The sequence below is a fragment of the Flavobacterium inviolabile genome (genome assembly GCF_013389455.1).
GTDB lineage: Bacteria > Bacteroidota > Bacteroidia > Flavobacteriales > Flavobacteriaceae > Flavobacterium > Flavobacterium inviolabile.
In genome coordinates this window covers 1,681,155-1,706,010 of record NZ_CP058278.1, presented here as the reverse complement: position 1 = coordinate 1,706,010, position 24,856 = coordinate 1,681,155, and the positions used below count along the sequence as shown (strand labels likewise).

The 24,856-nt window shown below is 40.1% G+C and carries 19 protein-coding genes; 6 read left to right on the top strand and 13 right to left on the bottom strand.

Features of this window, described 5'->3' with window-relative positions; translation table 11 throughout:
- Positions 1–296 precede the first annotated feature (296 nt).
- From HW120_RS07500 to HW120_RS07490, 3 genes are all read left to right on the top strand, one after another.
- Entirely contained in the window at positions 297–1,568 is a 1,272-nt protein-coding gene (locus tag HW120_RS07500) for an NAD(P)/FAD-dependent oxidoreductase (RefSeq protein ID WP_177732801.1), read from the top strand.
- A gap of 321 nt (positions 1,569–1,889) precedes the next feature.
- Positions 1,890–2,843: a hypothetical protein gene (locus HW120_RS07495; protein ID WP_177732799.1), complete on the top strand. Its 954-nt coding sequence runs from the start codon at positions 1,890–1,892 to the stop codon at positions 2,841–2,843.
- A 216-nt stretch (positions 2,844–3,059) separates the two neighbouring features.
- Positions 3,060–3,818 (top strand): SDR family oxidoreductase, encoded by a 759-nt coding sequence (locus HW120_RS07490; RefSeq protein ID WP_177732797.1) that lies wholly within the window; start codon positions 3,060–3,062, stop codon positions 3,816–3,818.
- Between the two features lie 235 nt (positions 3,819–4,053).
- Here HW120_RS07490 and HW120_RS07485 read toward each other — a convergent pair whose 3' ends face one another.
- The 5 genes from HW120_RS07485 to argS all read right to left on the bottom strand — a co-directional run bounded on the left by HW120_RS07485 (position 4,054) and on the right by argS (position 10,746).
- A complete protein-coding gene (locus HW120_RS07485) occupies positions 4,054–4,260 on the bottom strand; it encodes a hypothetical protein (protein WP_177732795.1) in 207 nt (68 codons plus the stop codon).
- A gap of 111 nt (positions 4,261–4,371) precedes the next feature.
- Positions 4,372–6,057, bottom strand: coding sequence for an MBOAT family O-acyltransferase (locus HW120_RS07480; protein ID WP_177732793.1), 1,686 nt, complete (start codon positions 6,055–6,057; stop codon positions 4,372–4,374).
- 14 nt (positions 6,058–6,071) lie between these two features.
- Positions 6,072–7,493: a GDSL-type esterase/lipase family protein gene (locus HW120_RS07475; protein ID WP_177732791.1), complete on the bottom strand. Its 1,422-nt coding sequence runs from the start codon at positions 7,491–7,493 to the stop codon at positions 6,072–6,074.
- A complete protein-coding gene (locus HW120_RS07470; RefSeq protein WP_177732789.1) occupies positions 7,483–8,940 on the bottom strand; it encodes an SGNH/GDSL hydrolase family protein in 1,458 nt (485 codons plus the stop codon). The genes HW120_RS07475 and HW120_RS07470 overlap by 11 nt, the downstream gene beginning before the upstream one ends.
- Positions 8,941–8,970: 30 nt before the next feature.
- Positions 8,971–10,746 carry an arginine--tRNA ligase gene (gene argS, locus HW120_RS07465; protein WP_177732787.1) on the bottom strand — a complete coding sequence of 592 codons (1,776 nt, stop codon included), beginning with the start codon at positions 10,744–10,746 and terminating at the stop codon, positions 8,971–8,973.
- 296 nt (positions 10,747–11,042) lie between these two features.
- Here argS and HW120_RS07460 point away from each other — a divergent pair, with 296 nt between their 5' ends.
- The gene (locus HW120_RS07460; protein ID WP_177732785.1) at positions 11,043–13,433 is read left to right on the top strand and encodes a TonB-dependent receptor domain-containing protein; all 2,391 of its coding nucleotides are present in this window, start codon (positions 11,043–11,045) and stop codon (positions 13,431–13,433) included.
- A 66-nt stretch (positions 13,434–13,499) separates the two neighbouring features.
- Here HW120_RS07460 and HW120_RS07455 read toward each other — a convergent pair whose 3' ends face one another.
- Both HW120_RS07455 and HW120_RS07450 read right to left on the bottom strand, forming a co-directional pair.
- Positions 13,500–14,171, bottom strand: coding sequence for a sterol desaturase family protein (locus HW120_RS07455; protein ID WP_177732783.1), 672 nt, complete (start codon positions 14,169–14,171; stop codon positions 13,500–13,502).
- A gap of 98 nt (positions 14,172–14,269) precedes the next feature.
- Positions 14,270–15,277 carry a 3-oxoacyl-ACP synthase III family protein gene (locus HW120_RS07450; RefSeq protein WP_177732781.1) on the bottom strand — a complete coding sequence of 336 codons (1,008 nt, stop codon included), beginning with the start codon at positions 15,275–15,277 and terminating at the stop codon, positions 14,270–14,272.
- Between the two features lie 226 nt (positions 15,278–15,503).
- Here HW120_RS07450 and HW120_RS07445 point away from each other — a divergent pair, with 226 nt between their 5' ends.
- Positions 15,504–17,921: a S9 family peptidase gene (locus HW120_RS07445; RefSeq protein ID WP_177732779.1), complete on the top strand. Its 2,418-nt coding sequence runs from the start codon at positions 15,504–15,506 to the stop codon at positions 17,919–17,921.
- A gap of 38 nt (positions 17,922–17,959) precedes the next feature.
- Here the strand turns inward: HW120_RS07445 and HW120_RS07440 are convergent, their stop codons facing one another.
- From HW120_RS07440 to HW120_RS07415, 6 genes are all read right to left on the bottom strand, one after another.
- Entirely contained in the window at positions 17,960–18,367 is a 408-nt protein-coding gene (locus HW120_RS07440) for a thioredoxin domain-containing protein (protein ID WP_177732777.1), read from the bottom strand.
- A 14-nt stretch (positions 18,368–18,381) separates the two neighbouring features.
- The gene (locus HW120_RS07435) at positions 18,382–19,329 is read right to left on the bottom strand and encodes an ABC transporter ATP-binding protein (protein ID WP_177732775.1); all 948 of its coding nucleotides are present in this window, start codon (positions 19,327–19,329) and stop codon (positions 18,382–18,384) included.
- A gap of 91 nt (positions 19,330–19,420) precedes the next feature.
- On the bottom strand, positions 19,421–20,734 hold the full coding sequence (locus tag HW120_RS07430; RefSeq protein ID WP_177732773.1) for an ABC1 kinase family protein: 1,314 nt from the start codon (positions 20,732–20,734) through the stop codon (positions 19,421–19,423).
- Positions 20,735–20,755: 21 nt separating this feature from the next.
- Positions 20,756–21,427, bottom strand: a complete 672-nt coding sequence (locus tag HW120_RS07425) for a TetR family transcriptional regulator C-terminal domain-containing protein (RefSeq protein ID WP_177732771.1) — start codon at positions 21,425–21,427, stop codon at positions 20,756–20,758.
- A gap of 144 nt (positions 21,428–21,571) precedes the next feature.
- Positions 21,572–22,267, bottom strand: coding sequence for an OmpA family protein (locus HW120_RS07420; protein ID WP_177732769.1), 696 nt, complete (start codon positions 22,265–22,267; stop codon positions 21,572–21,574).
- A gap of 13 nt (positions 22,268–22,280) precedes the next feature.
- Entirely contained in the window at positions 22,281–22,757 is a 477-nt protein-coding gene (locus HW120_RS07415; protein ID WP_177732767.1) for a lipocalin family protein, read from the bottom strand.
- 177 nt (positions 22,758–22,934) lie between these two features.
- Between HW120_RS07415 and htpG the strand changes: the two genes are divergently transcribed.
- Positions 22,935–24,812 (top strand): molecular chaperone HtpG, encoded by a 1,878-nt coding sequence (gene htpG / locus HW120_RS07410; protein ID WP_177732764.1) that lies wholly within the window; start codon positions 22,935–22,937, stop codon positions 24,810–24,812.
- The last annotated feature ends 44 nt before the right edge of the window (positions 24,813–24,856 follow it).

Sequence of the window (24,856 nt, the reverse complement as noted above, 5' to 3'; positions counted from 1 at the left end):
TTATTGTTTTGTGAATTGTTCGTTTTACGGTTTGTTTTTTGACCTGTTTGCAAAGCAATTTTTCATCAAAAACAACTCCAATCCAGCATTATACTTTTTGCAATGAAATTATAGAATACCGGATTTTTTTTACTGCATTGTCTGCAATTTTACTCAAACGCTAAATTTTTCTTAATATTAATCCAAAAGTCAGCTTTTCGATTGGTCATCCGTTTTAAAAGGGATAAATTTATAGTGTAAAGCATTAACACGAATATGGCTTATAAAACAGTCCGTGTTTTTAAAATCACATTAATATGAAAATAGTAATAATAGGCGGTGGTTTTGCAGGTATCAATCTGGCAAAAAGCCTGGCCAACAATAAGGATTTTCAGGTTACATTAGTTGACAAAAACAATTATAATTTCTTCCCCCCTTTGATCTATCAGGTGGCTACGGCTTTCCTGGAACCTTCGAGCATCAGCTATCCTTTCCGGAAGTTGTTTTTTGGCAAAAAGAACATCACGTTCCGCCTTGCCGAATTGATCCGGGTGGATGCCGCCGCGAATAAAGTGATTCTTTCCAATGGAGAACTGGAATACGACCAGTTGGTTTTTTCCACCGGAGCGGAAAGTAATTATTTCGGTATGGAGAACGTACAGAAAAATGCCATTCCGATGAAAACGCTGACGGATGCCGTGGAGATGCGTAACCGTTTGCTACAGCAAATGGAGAAAGCCGCTATTTGTGAAGATCCGCGAAGACGAAGACAGTTATTAACGATAGTCGTGGCCGGCGGCGGCCCTACCGGAGTAGAGCTTTCCGGAATGTTTGCCGAAATGCGCAACGGGATCATGCGAAAGGAATATCCGGAGCTGGCAACAACACTAAGCGATATTTACCTGGTGGACGGCGGTTCGGCGGTATTGGCACCGATGAGTGTCAAATCACAGCAAAACACCTACAAAGCCCTGACGGATCTGGGTGTAAAAGTACGTTTGAATGCACAGGTTAAAGATTATACAGACGGCACTGTTTATTTTGCCGACGGTAAAACGATAAAAACAGAAATCCTGATCTGGGCAGCCGGAGTGAGCGCAAAAGTTTTTGACGGTATTCCGGCGGAAGCTTACGGCCGTGGCCGACGTATGCTGGTAGACGAGCACAACAAACTGACTTTATTCCCGAATATCTATGCTGTGGGCGATACCTGCCTGCAGGTTACCGATCCGCAATTCCCGAACGGGCATCCGCAGCTGGCTCAGGTAGCCATACAGCAGGCGCTTCATTTGGCTAAAAATTTTAAGGCGATGGTTACGAACAAACCTTTAAAACCTTTTAGCTATAACGATATGGGATCGATGGCGATTATCGGTAAAAACAAAGCGGTTGTGGATTTAGAAAAACCAAAAGTGCATTTTAACGGTTTCTTTGCGTGGCTGGTATGGTTGTTTATTCACTTAATGTCTTTAGTGACTTACCGCAACCGATTACAAACGTTATACAACTGGACCGTGGCTTATTTTTCTAAAGACCAGCCTCTGCGTATGATTATCCGCCCGGGTAAAAACGGAGATACATCGTCTTAGGTGTGAGGTTTAATTTATGAAGTATGAGGTTTGATTTACGATAATCCCTCATACTTCTCATATCTGACCTCAAATATTAGATATATGAGGTTTGATTTACGATATACATCCTTTAAATATTAGAAGTATGAAGTATAATTTACGATATATATATCCCTCATATTTCTAATTTCTAATTTCTAATATCTAACTTCTTACTTCTCACCTCAAATATCTTCCTAAATCCCAGCACTTTGAAGTTTTACACTATTTTATTTTTACATAAGAAAAAAATATCCTTCCTTAGTATCCATTAAAATATTAAAACTTCAATAGTTGAATATGAAAATCAGAAAAATACTATATACCGGTCTTTTCCTTATTGCGACTGTAAATTCTTTTTCGCAAGTGAACGAGCTGGAAGCATTTCGAAAAAAGCTAACGCTTTTTATTTATTACGATCTAGGGAAAATCGATTCCATTCCCAAAACAGCATTAAATACCGTTAAGTTAAAAAAAGAGGCTCAGGATGCCTTTATCCGTTTTATACTAAACAAAGACAGTAAAAACTTAGACAATTTAAAACAGCAGGCAAAAAGCGGTGGCGGCAGCTATTGGTTTAATCAATATTCCTATTATTTCAACAATCAAAGAAGAATTCCAACCGTTAAATCTCTTGATAACAATGTAAACTATAACATTTCCTTTTATGGTTTATATGATTATCAGTTATCCAATTTTGTTTCGATGTATATGCAACCGTATACAGTGAATGGAAAAGAGTATGTGGTATATTATTACAGTACCAATGGAGAAGGCACTTACTATGTGAAAGATCTTTCCAGCAATAAGATTGTCTACAAAGGTGCTGCACTAACTTCCAATGCTCCTATTCACAGGCTGAATAAAATTGACGACAAACATCTTCTTATCGTAGAAGATATGGGCGATAATGGGCTACGAGCCATCGTACTGGAATCGGACATGCAAAACTGGACTTCCGTTAAGGGTTTTAAAGGAAATGCCTTTACCGAAAACACTAAAGATTTTTCTAAAAAGGTATTTACAGACAAGCGTGCCTATCTGCGTTTGGCCAGCAACCGGACCATCGCCACTCATTACGGCTCCCGCTACCTGAACATTGCTTTTGACGAAAATTCCAAAACAATTTCATACAAACAGAACAGTGCTACTCCAAAATCAATAGAGGCAACGTGGAAAAATAATCAATTCACTATTGATGATTATTATTTAGGCGAGCATCTTAGTGATAAACCGGTACCCATGCCGGATTAAATCTGGATACGAGGGTTGATTTATGAGGTTTGATATACGAAGTTAGATATATGATATTCATTCTTCGTACATCGTACTTCAAAAATCACACTTCATCCCTCATACTTCATCAATCACACCTCTTACTTCTACTTCATCTTCTATTCCGCAAGAATCGGGTTTTATGACAGCTCCAACCGGAGCAATTTTGCAACATCACTTTAAATCTTTAAAACGATGACAAAATTAAACGGTAAGGTAGCCTTTATAACCGGTGCTACCAGCGGTATCGGAAAAGCTACTGCTATAGATTTTATTAGTAACGGTGCTTCGGTGATTATTACCGGGCGCTTCCAGGACACGCTAACCACTACACTGCAGGAGCTTGGCAGACAGGCCAAAGGTTTTGTTTCCGATGCCGGAAAGATGGACGACTTATTGCAACTGGCCCAAAAAACACAGGCAATCAGTCCTCATATTGACATACTATATGTTAATGCCGGTTTTGGGAAATATGCTCCTATTGAAGCTATCGATGAAAATCATTTTGACGAGCAGTTCAATGTACTTGTAAAAGGTACGCTATTTACCGTACAGCAGCTACTGCCATTAATGAAGGCCGGCGGAAGTATTGTTCTGAATACTTCCATAGTAACCGAGATCGGGATGCCGCACGCCGCAGTCTATTCGGCAGCCAAAGCAGCAGTACAGTCTTTTGTAAAAACATTTGCCGCAGAATTAGCCGCGAAAAAAATCAGAATTAATGCCGTTAGCCCGGGACCAATTGTTACGAATTATTTTGACCGTTCCAATTTAACAGCAGCGCAATATCAGGGTATGACGGATTATGTGCTCCCGCAAGTACCGCTTGCCCGTTTCGGTCAGCCGCAGGAAGTGGCAAAAGTTGTAACGTTTCTTGCCTCGGATGAAGCTTCCTTCATTCACGGAACCGAAGTGTTTGTTGACGGCGGTTTTCCGAGGATAAAGGGGAATTAGTAAAAAGCAAAGGGCAAATAGCAATTAGTAAAAAGTAATTAGCAAAGGGCAAAGGACAATTGCCTTTTGCTTTTTGCATTTTGCATTTTGCCAATTTATCTTTTACCAATTATCAAGATGTAAAACTACACTGTAAAGCATCATGCAAATAATACCTTCGTTTTTAACTATCACCCGGGTTATAAAATAAAAAAGCCACTCAATGAGCGGCTTTCTTTCTGTACAATACTATTCCTTATGCTTTTTTAGCATCTTTTGAACAACAAGCTTTTTTCTCAGCGCTAGCTGTAGCTTTATCAGCTGAGCAGCATGCTGCTTTTTTAGTGTCTTTTCCTTTAGCTGAACAGCACTCTTTTTTGTCTTTTGGTTTTTGCTCCTGAGCATTAACATTCATTGAAACTGTAAAAAGCGCTACCGCTGCAATTGCCATTAATTTTTTCATTGTTTTGTATTTTAAATATTAGATTTCTGTTTCGATTCTTTTTGAATTGCTCCAAATTTAGCAAAAAAACGGAAGTATCCTTATTTCTATTTCTTAATTTTTCCTTATAATTTAAAACTGAAAGTAAATAAACGGCTGCGGTCCTGCAGATGCCGTAGCATAAACCAACCAGTAAACCAATCCCAATATAATTGCTTTTAGCACTAACGGTAAGGCTCTGAAAGCCCCCTGCATGGCATTGACCACTTTTTCCGGCAGGAAATGCCAGATGAATCCGATTGCCATTAAAATGAATACGTTTTTATATCCTTCGGCAATAACTTTCCAATGTTCCGGTTCGAAGGTTACCTTACCAATGTTTCCAATCACTTCCAAAGCTGTTGTAAAGTCTTTGGCACGGAAGAAAATCCAGCAAAAGGTTACAAAGTGGAATGTCAGAATCACGGCAAAGAACGTCCAGATTGCTCCTCCGAAAGTTTTTTTCGAATCCTGTTTTGACGGGAAGAATTCAATAAATATTTTATGTACCGCCAGAGCTACTCCGTGTAAAGCACCCCAGATGATAAAACGCAAGCTCGCCCCATGCCATAATCCGCCCAATAACATCGTGGTTAACAGGTTTACGTTCGTAAACATATTGCGCTCTCTGTCTTTAGACAATAGAAACGTCAGCGAGAAAACCACTAAAGAACATACCGCAATGATCAACGGAATGTTACTGGTTGGTGCATAGGTGATTCCCCAAACAATCAGTCCGAAGAAAAACAATGCCGGAAACAGGAATCCTGCGAAAGTACCGTTACGGTTCCCTCCTACCGGTATGTATAAAAAGTCTTTTAACCAGGTGGATAACGAAATATGCCATCTTCTCCAGAATTCGGTAATGGATGCCGACTGATACGGCGTGCGGAAGTTGGTTGGCAATTTAAATCCTAACAACAATGCCACCCCGATAGCCATATCCGAATAACCGGAAAAATCACAGTAAATCTGAATGGCATAACCATAGGAAGCCATCAGGTTTTCGAAAGCGGTATAACTGGACGGTGCATCAAAAACACGGTCGACAAAGTTGATCGAGATATAATCGGAAATAACCGTTTTTTTAACCAATCCGCCAATGATTAACAGTAAAGCCCTGTTGACATCGTCTTTGGTCAGATTTAGTTTCTGGTAGATCTGCGGCAAAAAGTCTTTGGCACGAACGATCGGTCCGGCAACTAATTGCGGAAAGAAGGACACGAAAAAGAGGTAATCGATATAGCTCTTGGTCGGCTCGATTTCCTTACGGTATACTTCTATGATATAACTGATTGACTGAAAGGTATAAAACGAAATACCTACCGGTAAAATGATTTTCTGAAAATCCAGATGTCCGCCGGAAAGGGCGTTATAGTTTTCAATAATAAAGTTCGTGTATTTGAAATACCCCAAGAAACTCAGGTTCAGAATCACACTGAATGCCAGGTAGAGCTTTTTAGTCAGTACCCTGCTCTCCCGGTGCAATATATTTCCCAGGTTATAGTCCACTACAGAAGAAGCAAGCAGTAACAGGAAGTAGATACCGCTGGATTTATAATAGAAAAACAGGGAGAAACAGATCACGTAAACCAGTCTCAGGTGGAATGTTTTCCGGGTCAGGATATACACACTGTAAAAAACCAAAAACAGTCCCAGGAACAAACCGGTATTGAATAACAACGGTTCTTTAGGATTGTAAATAAACCAATTTTTTACTGTTTCGGCAGTAAGGCTGGTGAAAAGCGACGTTATATTTTGGGCGAACCAATCTTGCATATTCAAAAACGTAATCAATTTTTCGTACTTAATTTATAACTCTCGTAGGCTTGCAATAAGGCTTCTGTGAAAAGCGTGCCTTGTTTTTCATATCCGGCTTTGGAATAATGCACTTTATCTCCTGCCATTAATCCTTGTCTGTAATTTTTGTTCACACCATACAATCCTCCGAAAATGGAAAACAAATCCCAGGAAGCATGGTTCCGCATTTCTGCCTGCACATTGATTTCTTTAGCATAATCCGCAGCATACGTATTTAACGAACGTCTGTATAATAATGACGGAGGCGGTGTCATGACTAAAATTTCAACATCAGGATTTTTCTGTCTGATGTTTTCAATAAACTGGTTCAGCTGACTCATATAGGCAGGCATTTCCATTTTATCGAACGTTTCATTCGTTCCCAGCGACACGACCAAAAGATCGGGCTGCAATACCGGAACCTGTTCAAAGAACAGCGGGTATTTGTTATAGTCGGAGAATTTAGCACCGTTAACACCAATACTGCTATAGATTACTCCGGGTGTATTTTTCCCGAATACCAGTCCGTTTAAAGCAAACTGCGATGCTTTTTTATTGGGCAGCAGGTATATTTTTTTTATGGCCTCTTCCGAAGTATAACTAAACGCATTGGCTTCTTCCGTTAGCGACAACGGAATAAATTCGGAGCGTTTGATGCTTTTTTTCTGCATTTCATTCGTAGGGATCCGCAATACTTTTCCGGCACGAATGTTATTATTTTTCAGACCGTTGGCACGTTTGATCTCGGCAACGGACACATTGTATTTATCGGCTATAATGGAAATCGCTTCGCCTTTTTTAATCTTGTGGTTGATTTTTTTAGGGACGTTGGATTCCAGCACTATTGTTTTGGAACTGGTAGCCACATCAAACAGGTTTTGTTTCTGCGGGGTAACAATTTTTAAGGTATTGAATTCGTAAGCCGGATCTTTTACATTAATCTCGATTGCAAAGTCCTTGGCCCTGGTTGTCAGTCCGATTCCGCTTAATCCCACCGGAGCACCGTTTACCGGGTAAATATTCCGGTAGCTGTTCCATGATTCGTTTGACGAATACCGCACATAATAACTTCCGTTTGTTTTAGCCAGGTTATACGGAAAAGAGAATCCCAGTCCGGCATTTCCAAATTTGTCCTGCAATGCTTTGCGGATCACACCGGTAAACAAGTCGGCCTGAATATGGGAATCGCCAATATGGACAATATTTACTTTTCCGGTTTTGGTTGTTTCCAGCTGGTACAGTTTGTCAAAAAACTTTTGCAGTGCTTTCTGATTCGCGATTGCATTTTCGCCGTAAACCACCGGTTCTTCAACCATCAGCGTATCGAGTACTACTTCCGTAGAATCGACTACCTGTGCAGCAGCGGGACCGGTAAAAAACAGGTACAGCAGTACAAAACAAAGTTTATTCAACATGAGTGGTATCTTTTTTCACCATAACGCTGTCTTTCTTTACTAACGGCTTCGCCACCGGAGCTTTTCTTTTGGCTCTCAGTTTTTTGTACTGTTCGTATCCCTGACTGATCTGGTTATAAATTAAATCGGATATTTTTTTAGCACCTCTGTGATTGAAGTGTGTATAATCTTTATTGGCCGCAGCCGGAACTTCTTCCACCCATTTCACCATCGAACCGTCACCGCCCATCAGCGTATACAGGTTGATAAAACCGGCTTCCGACTGAACCGCATATTTTTTCTGGGCAACCGTTAGCGGCACTACTGCCGAATCGGTTTTCATTTCCAGGTCGTATTTGGTCGACTTGTCGGCTGTGGATACGATCAGAATCGCAACACCCGGGAAGCATTCTTTTAAATGATTTACCACCGCGTTCATTTTGCGTTCGTACCAACCGTAATTGTAAGAACCGTAGTTCAGTACATTGGTTCCGTAATGCAATACGATCAGGTCATATCCCAGTTTTTCCTGGAACTGACGCATAACATCGGTATTGAAAGTAGTGATAGGCAAACCGGAGTTTCCTCTGTTTGAAAAGTTATCGACATGTACGCCTTTACCATCGTCAAAATTGAAGCCATAAACCGGAATGGAGTCCGCTTTTACGAAATCGACTTTTAAACTCTTTGTTGTATTCCCGATAGTCATGGTGTTGACCAATCGCGACGGGTTCAGTTTTTTGTAAATCGTATCGTTGCCAACTTTATAAGCGATCTTTCCTTCTTTGTTTCCGGATCGACCGTAAAAAAGGGTTGGATTATACAGTTCCGAAAGGTTTTTCAGATTACTGGCTTTATACTTCACCCATTCCACATGGGCAGTATCGTTAGCAAAGAAAACGTGTCCGTTTACGCCGAAAGGACTTTTCGGGTGTTTGATATTCAAATAGGACTGCGTTTTCCAGTTGGTCGAAAATTCGTGTTTGATGGATCCTCTGGATGCTGCCGATTCGGAAGTGATGTTTACAAAGCCAACTCCATTACCGCCAAAACGGGTCTGGAAGTTGCTTCTGAAATCCTGTACGATCATATCGCCATCGGTCATGGAATCGCCAAAGTAAGCAATACGCACATTTCCCTGCTGATTGGTTTCCAGCTGGAATAGTTTTTCAAAGAAGTTAACCAAATGCTGGAATCCTTTGTAATCCTGGAATGTTTCGGTTGGAAACACGATACCGTCAACAGCCTGAAATTTAATGGGCTGCATAGAGATAGTATCTTCTTCATTTTGATGCGCATCTTTTTCAATAGCTTCCAAAAGCATACTGTCGATGACCACATTTTTGGAGCTTCCGGGTTTTTCCGTAAAGAGTTTCTTTGGCAGAAAGGATTTGAAAGCAATAAAAGCTACTATCGAAATGGCTATGATAGTGAGCGATTGAAAAAAATATGATTTTGGCTGATTCACCGCTTCTTTATTTTAAACGTTTATCCTGAATTACATTCTCTCGGGCACACTGATCCCTAAAAGTCCGAAAGCAGACTTTATGGTTTCTCCAACTTTCTTGGATAATTGTACTCTGAACACTTTTTTGTCTAAGTCTTCTTCTCCTAAAATGGAAACGGTCTGATAGAAAGAGTTGTATTCTTTTACCAGGTCGTATGTATAATTCGCAATTAACGCCGGACTATGGTTGGCCGCCGCATTCTGAATTATTTCCGGATAGAGTTCAACTTGTTTTAGCAGTTCTTTTTCTTTTTCGTGCAATACTGTTATGGTCGTACCGGAAAGGTCGAAATCTGCTTTTCGCAATATCGACTGGATTCTGGCATAGGTATATTGTATGAACGGTCCTGTGTTTCCGGCAAAATCTACCGTTTCTTCCGGATTGAACATCATTCCTTTTTTAGGATCCACTTTCAGCATAAAATATTTTAATGCCCCCAATCCGATAACTTTATATAATTCTGCTTTTTCAGCATCCGTATAACCGTCCAGTTTTCCTAATTCTTCCGAAATGGCTTTTGCTGTTGCCGTCATTTCTTCCATTAATTCATCGGCATCTACAACGGTTCCTTCACGCGATTTCATTTTTCCGGTAGGCAATTCCACCATACCGTATGATAAGTGGTACAGGCTTTCCGCCCAGTCAAAGCCCAGTTTTTTAAGAATCAGGAACAACACTTTAAAGTGATAATCCTGTTCGTTACCTACAGTATATACCATTCCTCCTACATCCGGGAAGTCTTTCACACGCTGAATAGCCGTTCCGATATCCTGTGTCATGTACACCGCCGTTCCGTCTGATCGCAATACGATTTTTCGGTCCAGTCCGTCTGCTGTAAGGTCAATCCAGACGGAACCGTCCGGATCTTTTTCAAAGATGCCTTTTTCCAATCCAAACTGTACGACTTCTTTCCCTAATAAATAGGTATTGCTTTCGTAGTATTCTTTATCGAAATTCACACCCAGGTTTTTATAGGTAACTGCAAAACCGTCATAAACCCACTGGTTCATTTTTTTCCACAAGGCTACAACTTCTGCATCACCCGCTTCCCATTTGCGAAGCATTTCCTGAGCTTCAATAATAATTGGAGCCTGTTTTTTTGCTTCTTCTTCTGTTTTACCCTGAGCCATCAAATCGTTGATCTGATTTTTGTATTCTTTATCAAAAGTCACATAAAAGTTTCCAACCAGTTTGTCTCCTTTTAATCCGGTAGTTTCCGGAGTCTGATCCTGTCCGAATTTCTGCCAGGCAATCATGGATTTACAAATATGGATCCCTCTGTCGTTAATGATCTGTGTTTTGTAAACTTTTTTTCCGGAAGCTTTTAAAATTTCAGCAACCGCAAAACCCAACAGGTTGTTACGAACGTGTCCCAAGTGTAACGGTTTGTTCGTATTGGGTGAAGAGTATTCCACCATTATTGCTTTTTCACCTTCTTTAGGTGTTACAAAGCCATATTGTTCGTTGTTTTTTATTTTCCCGAAGAAATCCAGGTAATATGCATCGGCAATAACGATATTCAAAAATCCGGAAACCACATTAAAAGCCTGTACTTCCGAAGTATTGTCTACCAGATATTGTCCTATTTTGCTTCCCAGTTCTGCAGGATTGCTTTTGATTACTTTTAAAAGCGGGAAAATTACCATTGTAATATCGCCTTCAAACTCCCTGCGTGTTACCTGAAACTCAACTTTTTCGAGTGTAACATCAAATAAAGCCTGAACCGCTTTTTGTATCTGGGGCGTAAGAATTTGTGATAATGTCATGGTGATTTATTTTTAAGGGTGCAAAGATAAGCTTAATTCAGCAATTTGTAAATTTGAAAATAATAAAAATATCCTTTGACAGCCAATCAGTTACATTTTTTATTTCACATTGAAACTTTTTTTTGAAATTTTTTGTAACAAAACACCCCTTTTTCTGTCTATTCATAGTGGTTCTTCGTTAGCGAAGTCTTTATTTTTCGTTAAATTTTGCATAAAACAGTACCTTGTTATACAAATTAGCTTAAAAAGCCATACATTTGCAACAGCAACAAACATCAATAAAAAACAAATCAGACATGAAACTAAAACTATTCTTAATCTGTATGCTTACCGCAATTGGTAATTTATACGCTCAAAATCCCGGAAATGTCACGGGTAAGGTGGTCGACAAAGCCACCAAGGAACCCATATCGTATGCAACGATTGCCATTAAAGAAGACAACAAAGTAATAACCGGTGGTATTACAGAAGACAACGGTTCTTTTAACATCACCAACCTGGCTCCTAAAAATTATACCTTAGAGATCCAGTATATGGGTTATAAAACCTTAACGAAAACTTTTTCGATTACTGCCGATGCCAAAACCGCTGCTTTGGGCACTATTGCTTTCGAACCGGAAGCCAAACAGCTGGAAGGTGTTACCGTAGTAGCAGAACGTTCTACGATTGAACAGAAAATTGACCGAAAAGTTATTAATGTAGGCCGTGATTTAACAACAGCCGGAGCAACTGCTTCTGAAATTATGAGCAATATTCCGTCTGTAAATGTGGATCAGGATGGAAAAATATCGCTTCGCGGTAATGAAAACGTGAGAGTATTGGTAGACGGAAAACCAACCAATATGGATGCTTCGCAACTATTAAAACAGATCCCTTCGACTTCAATCAAAAAGATCGAGTTAATCACGAATCCTTCGGCCAAATACAATCCGGAAGGGATGTCGGGAATTATCAACATTGTCCTGCATAAAAACTCCAATGACGGATTTAACGCAAATTTCAATACCGGAATTACCTTTGCCGATGTTCCTAAATTCAACAATACTATCGATATGAACTACCGTAAAGGGAAAGTAAACTTTTTCGGTACGTATGGCAACACTTTGGGAGATCGTTTAAACAAAGGAGAGATCAAGCAATTTGATGACAATTCTTTACAGTTATTCGATATTGTTAACGACAACAAAACTCACATGTTTAAAGCGGGAATGGATTTTTATATCGATGATAAAAACACGATTTCGGCCTATACCAACCAGAGTTTCACCTCCGGTTTAGGAAACGTAAATACCGACTTATATTTCCCGAACAGTGCCAACAATATTTCACAAAAGGATATTTATGATACGGACAATGTGAACAGTGCTTACAACTTAGCTTTTAAACATTTATTTGCCAAAGAAGGACACACGCTGGACATTGAAGCCAACTACAACAATACCAAAAACACTCAGGATGCATCTTTTAACCCTGTAGGTGGTGGTTTAACGCCATACGGCGATCACATTAAAGATACCCGAAACAGTACGATTATCAATGTGGATTATGTAAATCCACTGGATAAAAAATCGACTTTAGAAATAGGTGCTGAAGCCCGATTGATGCGAACTGACAACGATTACCTGACCAGTCGTTTCAACACACCAAACGCTAAATTCAATTATGATGTGGACATTTACTCTTTCTACACCACTTTTGGTCAGCGTTTTAAAAAGATCAGCTACCAGCTTGGTGCCCGTTTGGAAAGTTATAAAGTTCAGGCTGATTACGTTCAGAACAATCAAAATGCACCCTTTAAAAACGACTATATAACGGTATATCCGTCGGCTTACTTTACGTATACACCAACAGAGAAAAACCAGTTCCAGTTGAGCATGAGCCGTCGTGTTGACCGCCCAAGTGTGGAGCAGACAAAACCTATCAGAGAGTTTAGTACCCCAAGAGTTACTTCTATCGGTAATCCGGAATTAGTACCACAGTTTACCAACTCTATCGAGGTGAATTACACCAGAACGCTTAAAAAGGGAACGGTTACTGCCGGGATCTATTACCGCGACATCAGTGATGAGATCACCCGTACATTCTATCCGGACCCGAATGCCGATCCGGAAACGAAAAAGATTATCATGAGCTACACGAACTTTGATAAAAACAATGCTTACGGATTTGAGGTTTCGGCTAATTACAAGTTCACTTCCTGGTGGGATGTTCAGCCAAGTGTTGATTTCTCGAACATTCGTCAGAAAGGTGTTGTAGCGATTAAAAATGATGTAACCGGTGATTTTGACTATACGTTAAAACAAATTAATGCTGCTGCTTTTAATGCCCGATTGAACAACAACTTCAAGGCTACAAAAAGTTTACGTTTCTCTTTATTCGGATTCTACAGAGGTCCGGTAGACGGCGTACAGGCAAACAGCAAAGCCATGTATAAAATTGATGCCGGAAGCCGTTACAGCTTCTGGGAAAACAAAGCTTCTTTGAGCTTGCGTTTCAACGATATCTTCAGAACTATGAAATACGGTTTTGAAAGCCAGAACCCTTATCCGGGTGAAGGGGAATTCCGTTGGGAAAGCCAGTCGCTATTTGTAGGATTCAACTATATGTTTGGTGGTGGCAAGAACAGAGCTTTACAGCGTAAACAACGTGAAGACAATACCAAACAAGCCGGTGGCGGTTTATTCTAATCTGAGTTTTTGATTTTTATTATATTTATTTGGAAGACCTCGAAGTAAAAAAGCTTCGAGGTTTTTTTATGGCTTTTTCTTTTCAAACAAAAGGGCTTTGGTTTTTTCGGGATCTTCTTTTGTTTTGGTTAAATCGAACATCGTTCCGAACACCCGGTCCCAAAAGGTATTACTGACGCCAAATCCCAATTGTTCATCCTTGTAGTGATGCAAGTGATGGTTCCGCCACAAAGGCTTCATAAACTTAAAAGGCGGCGCAAAGGCATGAATGGCATAATGCATGGAAGCATACAGCAGATAACCAAACATAAATCCGGGAAAGAATGCCCAGGTGTAATCCCTGAGAAACAGGTAATGCAATCCGAATAATGTGGCGGCCAGGATCAGGCTGGGTACCGGCGGCATGAACAGCCGTTCCCGATCCCGGGGATAATCGTGATGATTGCCGTGAAGAACGTAGGCGATCTTTTTTAGCTTCGGATTATCGGTAATAAAGTGAAACAAATACCGGTGGGCTATATATTCAAAAAAAGTCCAGAATATCATTCCTGCAAAAAACAGATAAATGACATTCCGGACTTCTATAGCAAATTTTGTATGTGCCATAAACAATAAATATCCCAGTATCGGGATGTACATACCCCAGATTACTGCGGGATGTGTTTTCGTGAGCATTTCCAGGTATTTGTTCTCAAACAATCTGGCCTGCCCTTTGTTATGAATGGTTTTATGATTCATCGTACCCGGTTTTAGTGAAACAATTCACGAAAGCATCAGTACGAAATTTACAACATTTTCTTTACATTCAAAAAATTAACATTCAGAATTTTAAGCGTTTACCATTTTATAACGGCACTCGCCCAGGTAAATCCGCTTCCGAAAGCGGCCAGTACTACCGTATCGCCTTCTTTAATTTTCCCCTGCTCCCACGCTTCCGTTAAAGCAATCGGAATAGAAGCAGCAGTAGTGTTACCGTATTTCTGGATGTTGTTATACACCTGGTCGTCTGTTAGCTTGAATTTCTGCTGAATGAATTGCGAAATCCTGAGATTTGCCTGGTGCGGAATTAACATATCGATATCGGAAACCTGTAAATTGTTTGCCTGAAGTCCTTCCATGATGACCTCACTAAAACGTACCACCGCATTTTTAAAGACAAACTGCCCGTTCATATACGGATAGTAGCTTTCGTCATTCGGGTCGTTATCGGCTATAATATCCGAAACCCAGCGTTTTCCCATTCCCGGTGCCTTCAACACTAATTCATCGGCATGTTCGCCTTCCGAATGCAGGTGTGTTGATAAAATTCCTTTACCCGGTTCGTCAGTTCTGCTCAATACGGCTGCTCCGGCTCCGTCACCAAAAATAACGGAAACACCGCGGCCTCTGGTTGTCATGTCCAATCCGGTAGAATGTACTTCGGAACCGATAACCAGAATATTTTTATACATGCCTGTTTTGATAAACTGATCGGCAACCGAAAGCGCATATACAAATCCGGAACACTGGTTTCTAACATCCAGCGCACCAACCGTCCGCAATCCTAAATCACGTTGAACGGCAACACCCGGTCCCGGAAAATAATAATCAGGACTTAAGGTTGCAAAAACAACAAAATCAATATCTTCTTTAGCCACTCCGGAGCGTTCAATGGCAATTTTTGCCGCCTTCACTCCCATGGTTGTTGTGGTATCCTCTCCTTTGATCACATGACGTCTTTCCTGAATACCGGTTCGCTCCTGTATCCACTCGTCATTGGTATCCATTATTTTTGACAAATCGTCATTAGTCACTACATTTTCGGGAACGTAATAACCTAATCCTGAAATCTTTGATTGATGCATTATTTTTATTTTTTTATTAAAAACAGGGATGCAAATTTACACATTATAAAAAAAACTACGACTATTCCGAAGCATTTTTTCAATTATCACAAACAGCCTCCCGGACAGCCGGATTTCTTTTAACAAAACTTAAAGCTTTTTTGTAACATGTAAACAGTATATTCGACCTATAATTTCAGAATCAACTGTGAACGCATTAATATCTATTTAATCCCTTAACAATTTTATGAAGCTAATTTACAAATCCGTATTATTCCTGCTGCTGGGCACCTCATCGCTTATTGCACAGGAAAACGTTACGTATCAAAAGCCTTCGGCAAGTATTTTGCAACTGGCCGATTTTGAAAGAGCACCATCGGTAATCATGGATACCAAAAAAGAATGGATGCTGTTAAGCTACAGAAACACCTATAAAAATCTTGAAGACCTGAATCAGGAAGAACTCCGTTTGGGCGGTTTGCGCATCAATCCGATCACCAACATTTCCAGTTCGGTTACCTATACCAACAACCTGAAAGTGCGCAGGGTGAAAGACAAAAACGAGGTTCAGGTTCAGGGCTTACCGCAAAATCCGAGAATCAGCAGCCTGGCATGGTCACCGGATGAGAAAAAAATCGCCTTTGCCCATACTACTGCAACCGGAATAGAATTATGGATCCTGGATATTGCTTCGGCAAAAGCGAGTAAGCTTACCACTGCAACGATCAATGCCAATATCGGCAGTCCGTTTAGCTGGTTTAAAGACGGACAGAGTCTTATTGTAAAGATGCTTCCTAAAAACAGACCGGCTTTAATTGATGCCAAAAAAGACCTGCCAAATGGTCCTATTGTTTCCAATAGTGAAGGTAAGGTTTCTCAAAATAGAACCTACCAGGATTTATTAAAGAACAGAACAGACGAGGCTAATTTTGAAAATATTGTAACGTCTGAACTATACAAAGTAAACCTGGACGGAACAGCTTCGTTGTTTAAACCGGCAGATATGTATGCCGGAGAGAGTTTCTCTCCTGACGGGAATTATGTAATGTTAACCACCCTGCAAAAGCCGTTTTCCTATATTGTTCCGTTAAACCGTTTCCCTCAAAAAACAGTTGTTTATGACAAAACCGGAAAAGAGATCAAAGTTGTGAACGAAGTGCCTTTAACGGAGATCATGCCAAAAGGTTTTATGGCAGTACGCAAAGGAAAAAGAAGCATGAGCTGGAGAAATGATGCTCCGGCTACCTTGTATTTCGCAGAAGCTCTTGATGAAGGAAATCCGGAAAACAAAGTGGCTTACCGCGATGAAGTGTTTTTATGGCCGGCACCTTTTACCGCCAATCCAACTTCTCTGGTAAAAACACAACAGCGTTTTGACGGCATTACCTGGGGTAACGATAAGATCGCCATTGTTTCCGACAGCTGGTACGATACCCGTAATGTTAAAACTTACCTGATCAATCCGTCGAATCCGTCGGAAACGCCTAAAGTTATCTCCGACAGAAATTCTCAGGATATTTATTCGGATCCGGGAAATTTTGAAACGGTAAAAAACAGCTACGGCAAACAGGTTCTGGCGTTAGAGAACGACAATGCTTTTTTAATTGGTGACGGTTATACCAAAAACGGGCAATTCCCTTTTATTGACGAGTTCAATATTAAAACCTTAAAAACAAAACGTCTTTATCAGTCGGCTTATACCGATAAAATGGAGCGTATTTTCTCTATTGAAGATTTCAAAAAAGGCGATGCTTTAATACAGATTCAGTCAAAAAGCGAATATCCGAATTACTACTTCCGTAATTTTAAAAAGAAAAACCAGTTAACCCAGATAACCGATTTTAAAAATCCGTTTGAAAGCATTAAAAATGTTTACAAAGAGGTTATCAAATACAAACGAAAAGACGGTGTTGAACTTTCCGGAACGTTATACTTACCGGCAGGATATGACCGAAATGCTAAAAAAGAAAAATTACCGCTTTTAATCTGGGCATACCCTACAGAGTATAAAGACAAGAACAGTGCCGGACAAACCTCATCCAACCCGAATGAGTTTACTTTCCCTAACTACGGTTCTTTTGTGTACTGGGTAACCAAAGGTTATGCTGTGCTGGATGATGCTGCTTTCCCGATCATCGGAGAAGGAACGACAGAACCAAACGACACTTTTATCCCGCAATTGGTTGCCAATGCCGAAGCAGCTATAGATGCAGTAGACAAACTGGGTTATATCAACCGTAAAAAAGTAGCGGTTGGCGGACACTCTTATGGTGCTTTTATGACTGCCAATTTATTAACCCACTCTAATTTGTTTGCCTGCGGAATTGCCCGAAGCGGTGCCTACAACAGAACACTAACTCCTTTCGGATTCCAGAGCGAGCAACGTAATTACTGGGAAGTTCCGGCTATTTACAACGGAATGTCACCGTTTATGAATGCGGACAAAATGAAAACACCGCTATTGTTAGTGCATGGAGAAGCCGACAATAATCCGGGAACCTTTACTTTACAGACGGAGCGTTATTTCCAGGCTTTAAAAGGATTGGGAGCACCGGCAAGAATGGTTATCCTTCCAAAAGAATCCCACGGTTATGCAGCAAAAGAAAACATACTGCATTTGCTTTGGGAACAGGATCAGTTCCTGGAAAAGTATCTTAAAAACTAAATAAAAAAAATCCCCTGAACAGTGTTCAGGGGATTTTTTTATGATGCTGATTCTTGTTTTATCCTTTGTATTTTCCCGCTTCTTTCCATAGAAAAGGTAGCCGTTTCTTTGTCTACATGGGTATAAATAAGCAGTGCTTTTGCATACAGGTTTTGTTTGTGGTAGCCTTCTTTTCCGGTTTGTACCAGATAGTCGGCAAAGAGTTCCATATTTTCGGCCGAAAAGCCGGGATTTTCTAACAGGAACGGAATCAGTTGATCGGCATCAAGGTCTAAAAACTCCTGCCAGTCCAATCCCAGTTCCTCTTTCAGTGCCACATTGTCGGCCAGACTGCTTTGTGAAATACCGCCACCGCCGCCTTTTCCGCCTTTCATCCGCTCCATCAATCTTCTTAAGGCAAAACCCAGTTCGCTGATTTGCCGCATTAAAACATCTTCTTTTGGCATAATGTCTGTTTTTTTTAACTTATCATCAATGTCACTTCCTCGTTCATTGCTAAAGCGGTTTCATGTTCAAAGAAAATTACTTTTCTGTTGAATACCGCTTTTATCAGGTAGTGACTTCCTTTATAATAGGATTGTTTTGCTGTGACTTTCATCATCCCGTTCTCAACAACCCGCAGCTGATGCGGATACAACAGCAGCAGTTCATCGTCCCCGGCATCCACAACCGTAATATCCGAAAGTTTCAGTTCGTTTACTTCCCCAAAAAGGGAGGCAACATATTTATTCACCGGATTGTTATAAATATCGGCCGACAATCCTTTATCTACGATCTTACCGTCAAACAACACAAAGGTTTCGTCTGCAAAAGACAAAGCATCCGTACTGTCGTGTGTAGCAATAATACAGGTCACTCCTTTGGCTTTCAGGTAGGCAAAAAGGTTACGGCGCAACGCATTTTTCCGGAAATTGTCAATATGGCTGAATGGTTCATCCAGCAGCAATACTTCCGGTTCCAGTGCAAGCACTCTTGCCAGCGCGACACGTTGCTGCTGTCCGCCGCTCAGAAATTTTGCTTTTACATTCGCATATTCGGTCATTTCTACAATCTCCAGCAATTCCTGAATGCGCTGTTTTTTTTGTTCCGGGTAAAAATTTGATAAAAACTTACCCACATTTTCGGCTACGGTAACATACGGCATCAAATCAAAATCCTGCGCCAGGTACTTCATAAACGGCATGCCGGGCACCAGATGGAATTTCGGACCTAATACTTCCGTATCGTTCCAGAAAATCTGTCCTTCATCCAAATCATACAATCCGTAAATCAATTTCAGAAGCGTACTCTTACCACAACCGCTTTCGCCTATAACGGCTATATTTTGTCCTTTTTTTATTGTAAATTCAATGTTTTTGATTATCGTTTTTTCATGATAACCAAAAGATATATTTTTAACGTGAAGCATTCTTAATTTTTAAAGACACAAAATTACAAAGTTTCTGCATACGGAAACGCATCCAATTTTGCCATTCGCTTATTCTTGATGTTTTGGGCGTTTACTGCGGAATATATTGTTCGAAATTCCGGGTGTTGATGCGGGCTTTCAGGTCGTGCAGCAAATTATACAATCCGAAAAAAGTACGGTTGATATATAAAAAGTGCTGGGAACCACGGTTGCCGTTCATCTTGCGCAATTGAGTATCTTTAGAGAACTCTTCACCCATTCTGGCAATATTTTCAAAAAACACCTCATCGGAAAAATCAAAATAATCCCCGTGGAACGGCTGGGTAAACAAACTCAGCAGCTGATGGAACAAACCGGAGAAATATTCAATTTCTTTTGGCGTATCATCTGTTCGCAGGATTTCCAGTTCAAACAGTTTTTCCCGGAACAGTTTCGGATCGTCAATAACTTCCGGCCGCGCCAATTCGAAATACGGCACATAAAATTCTTCCGGTACGTGTTTGATGCATCCGAAATCGATTGCAATCAGGTTGGTCTCTTTATCGATTAGGAAATTCCCCGGATGCGGATCGGCATGTACCTGTTTTAAATGGTGCATCTGAAACATATAGAAATCCCAGAGTGCCTGTCCGATGCGGTCACCCGTTTCCGGATCGTTGTTTCGGGCAGCAAATTCCGAAAGGTGCTCCCCTTCCATCCAGTCCATTGTAATGATCTTCTCGGAAGACCATTCCGGATAGTAAACCGGAAATCTGAGGTTTTTTATTTTTTCACAGGCTTTTGCTATCGCTATTCCCTGTTTTAATTCCAGTTTATAATCTGTTTCTTCCAGCAGTTTGTGTTCTACTTCTTTGAAATATTTATCGGAATCTTTTCCCTGCAGGTTGAACATTTTAATCGCAAACGGCTTTACAATTGCCAGATCGGAACTGATGCTATCGGCAACACCCGGATACTGGATTTTTACAGCCAGCTGTTTTCCGTTTTTAGTAGCCTTATGTACCTGTCCGATACTTGCCGCGTTAACGGAATCCGGTGTAAAGCTGTCGTAAATTGCTTCCGGATAATGTCCTAAATACCGTTTAAAGGTTTTCCGAACCAGCGGTGCTGATAAGGGCGGAACGGAAAATTGTGCCAAAGAGAATTTCTCCACGTATGCTTTGGGCATGATATTCTTTTCCATGCTGAGCATTTGCGCTACTTTTAAGGCGCTTCCTTTCAGGTTTTTCAACCCGTCATAAATATCTTCCGCATTGTTTTCGTTCAGCTTGTCTTTTGTCAGCGAAGGATTGACCATTTTTTCGCCGTAATAGGCCAGATAGTTTCCTCCGACTTTGAGACCGGTTTTCACAAGCTCTCCTGCCCGTTCAATTTTATTGGTCGGGATTTTATTTAACGTTTTCATGGCTTTTTATTTTCGTTCCTACTAATTGAAGCGCTCCTTCCAGACAAATTTCCCCAAATCGAAAAGGCTTTCCAGAGGTGTGGTGTCCAGAATATCAAAAGTTGCTTTTACGGACTTTTCAATCATAATATCGGTTTTTTCAAACCCTATGGAAGTATCTTCAACCCAGAATTTCAGGATAAACAGAAACTGAACCCATGCTGCTTCGGATAAAACAGGTTTGGCTATTTTATCTATTTTCTCATGTTTGTCTGTGACTGTAGTCTGAATTTCTTCCTGAATGAATTTTTTGAAACGGTTGCGCAATTTTCGCAATTGCTTTAAATTCTGCAATCCCTGTTTATTTTCTTTCAGTACAAAATAAACATAGCTCCTGTTTAGCGTGAGTATTTCAAAAAAGGTAAAATATAGTGACAGTAGTTTATTCCTGTTCGAGTAGGTTTCAAAAGCTTCCTCATTTTTAAGTCCGCTAACGGCATTTTCAAATAGCTTTATCCATATTGCTTCTTTCAAACCGTCTAAAGAAGGGAAAAAACTATAAAAAAGTGTTTCTTCCATTTTGCTTTCTTTACAAAAGTGAAACACACTTGCCGGTTCCTGATGTTTTTCCAGAACCTGATTCATGTAGGTGGAAATAATCGTTTCTTCTGTAATGGTTTCTTTTTTTCCGGCCGCTCTCTTCGTCATCGCCATAATAAAAAATGTTTTAAGGTTTTGTAAAGTTACAAAGCGTTTTATCCCGTAATCAAAAAAATAAACAAAATATTTGTTAAAGTTCTTTCAAAAAAAAAGACCACCTGATCGGTGGTCTTTTTTGAATATCAATAAGGATAAGAATTAGTTTCCTGCTTCTTTTTTAGCATCCTGAACCATTTTCTCGTTAGCTGTAATTGCAAACTCTACACGACGGTTTTTGCTTCTTCCGTCCGGAGTATCATTTGTTGCAATCGGATCAGCAATACCCATTCCGGTTGTTTTGAAACGGTTTCCGGATAAACCTTTTGTCGCCAAGTATGCTTTTACAGAAGCAGCTCTTTGTTCTGACAAGTTCAGGTTGTATTCTGCTTTACCTGTATTATCAGTATATCCGTAGATTACGATATCCGTATCCGAATAGTTTTGGAATACCGGTACCAATTTGTCTAAGTTTGCTTTTGCAGCCGCTGTTAATGTTGATTTGTTGGTATCAAAACGAACAGCATTTTCACCTAAAACCAGTTTAATACCTTCTCCTACTCTTTCTACCTCAGCACCCGGAACAGCCTGTTCGATCTCACGGGCCTGTTTGTCCATTTTATTACCGATAACACCACCGGCAACACCTCCAACAACACCACCTAAAACAGCTCCTAAAGCACCGTTTCCTCCTTTTCCAAGGTTATTTCCCAATACCCCTCCTAAAACAGCACCGGCTACGGCACCGATTCCTGCTCCTTTTTGAGTATTATTAGTATTTTTTACTGCTTCACAACTCGTTAATACCGAGGTTAACGTGAATACTGTTGCTAATGTAAATATTACGATCTTTTTCATATACTACTGCTTTTTAGTTTGTTTTTTCAAATTGATATACCACATCTGTCAATTTACCGCCAACGTTAATTTTATCAATCAACTGGAAAGAAGTTTCCGACTGATTCGCGATTCTTAATACATAACCTTCTTTTACTTTTTTCGCTTTTTCTCCGGCGTCAAGAAGTTTCAAAACAAACTCTCCTTCTTTATTTACAAACCATGTAAATGCAGAACTGAATGCAGGGCAATTTGCCTGTTCGAAAGCCATGTTCCCTTTGTTGTTATTCGAAATAAATTTCCAGCTGCTACCTTCAAAGCACTTTGAATCGGCTATTTGGAAAGAAGTAACCTTGATGTATTCCGAACCGGGATAACTAACAGAGCTTAACACCCAGTTACCTTTGATTGCAACCTGAGAAGTTCTGTCTAACTTCGTGTTGGTCACTGACGTTGACTTACATGAAAATAACATCAATGTAAGTGCACTCAAAAAAATTAATTTTTTCATATATAGCGCTTTAAAATGTTAACACAAATATACTACCTACAGAATTAATTTGTTAAATTTTGAATGATAATTTTTCCTGAAATTTTAACATAACCGTCATTTTGTCACTTTCACCAGATTTGGTACTTAATTTGTATAAATACCGGAAAAGTTTAACATCAAAAATATATTCTGAATATGACTACAGGAAAAATTAATGTCTCGGTTGAAAACATCTTTCCTTTAATTAAGAAATTTTTATACAGCGACCACGAGATTTTTCTTCGTGAATTGGTTTCAAATGCCACGGATGCTACTTTAAAACTAAAACATTTAACCAGTATTGGCGAAGCCAAAGTAGAATACGGCAATCCGGTTATTGAGATAAAAATTGACAAAGACAACAAGAAAATCCACATCATCGACCAGGGATTGGGGATGACAGCCGAAGAGGTTGAAAAGTATATCAACCAGGTAGCTTTTTCGGGTGCGGAAGAGTTTCTTGAGAAATACAAGGATACTGCCAAAGATTCCGGAATTATCGGTCACTTCGGATTAGGATTCTATTCGGCTTTTATGGTTGCCGAAAAAGTGGAGATCATCACCAAATCCTACAAGGATGAACCGGCTGCACACTGGACGTGCGACGGCAGCCCGGAATTTACACTTGTTGCTGCAGACAAAACAACCCGCGGAACCGAAATTATTCTGCATGTTGCGGAAGATTCGTTAGAATTTCTTGAAGAGGGCAAAATCCGTGAACTGTTAACCAAATACAACAAATTCATGCCGGTTCCTATTAAATTCGGAACCAGAAGCGAAACTATCAAAACCGGAGAAGGTGACGATGCCCAGGAGGAAACCGTTGAAGTGGACAACATCATCAACAACCCGAATCCGGCCTGGACAAAACAGCCAAGCGATCTAACGGAGGAAGACTATAAAAACTTCTACCGTGAATTGTACCCGATGCAGTTTGAAGAGCCGTTATTCAACATTCACCTGAATGTGGATTATCCGTTTAACCTGACCGGTATTTTATATTTCCCGAAAATGTCCGGTGATTTACAAATTCAGAAAGATAAAATCCAGTTATACCAGAACCAGGTTTTTGTAACGGATAATGTGGAAGGTATTGTTCCGGAATTCTTAACCATGCTGAAAGGGGTTATCGATTCGCCGGATATTCCGCTGAACGTTTCCCGTTCGTATTTACAGGCAGACGGTAACGTAAAGAAAATATCCAATTATATTACCCGTAAGGTAGCCGATAAATTAAAATCGCTGTTTACCGAAAACCGTGAGGATTTTGAGCAAAAATGGAACGATATTAAAATCGTACTGGAATACGGCATGCTTTCCGAGCCTAAGTTCTATGAAAAAGCAGGTGCCTTTGCCTTATATCCAACGGTTGACAACAAATATTTCACACTGGAAGAATTAAAGGAAACTTTAAAAGAGAAACAAACGGATAAAGATGACAAACTGGTTATTCTGTATGCTTCAAACAAAGACAGTCAGCACAGTTATATTGATGCTGCTAAAGAAAAAGGCTATGAAGTCCTGCTAATGGACAGCCCGATTGTTTCGCATTTAATTCAGAAACTGGAAGCGGATAATGAGAAACTGACGTTTACCCGTGTAGATTCGGATCACATTGACAACTTAATCAAAAAAGATGATACGCCTATTTCGAAATTATCGGATGAAGAGCAAAACAATCTGAAAACCGTTTTAGAGGAAATCGTTCCTAAAGCGAATTATACTGTTCAGCTGGAAGCGATGGACAGCAAAGCAGCTCCGTTTATCATTACACAGCCGGAGTTTATGCGTCGTATGAAAGAAATGAGCCAGACCGGCGGCGGCATGTTTGGAATGGGGAACTTCCCGGAAATGTATAACCTGGTTATCAATACCAATTCTGACCTGGCAACTACCATTTTAAATACTACCGACAAACCGGCTCAGGAAAGTCTGGTAAAACAGGCTTTGGATTTAGCGAAACTTTCTCAAAACCTTTTAAAAGGAGAAGAGTTAACCGCTTTTGTAAAACGTAATTTTGAGCTTATCAAATAAGCTGCATCATTATATTCGATTTATAGTGAAAACGCTGTCAGTAT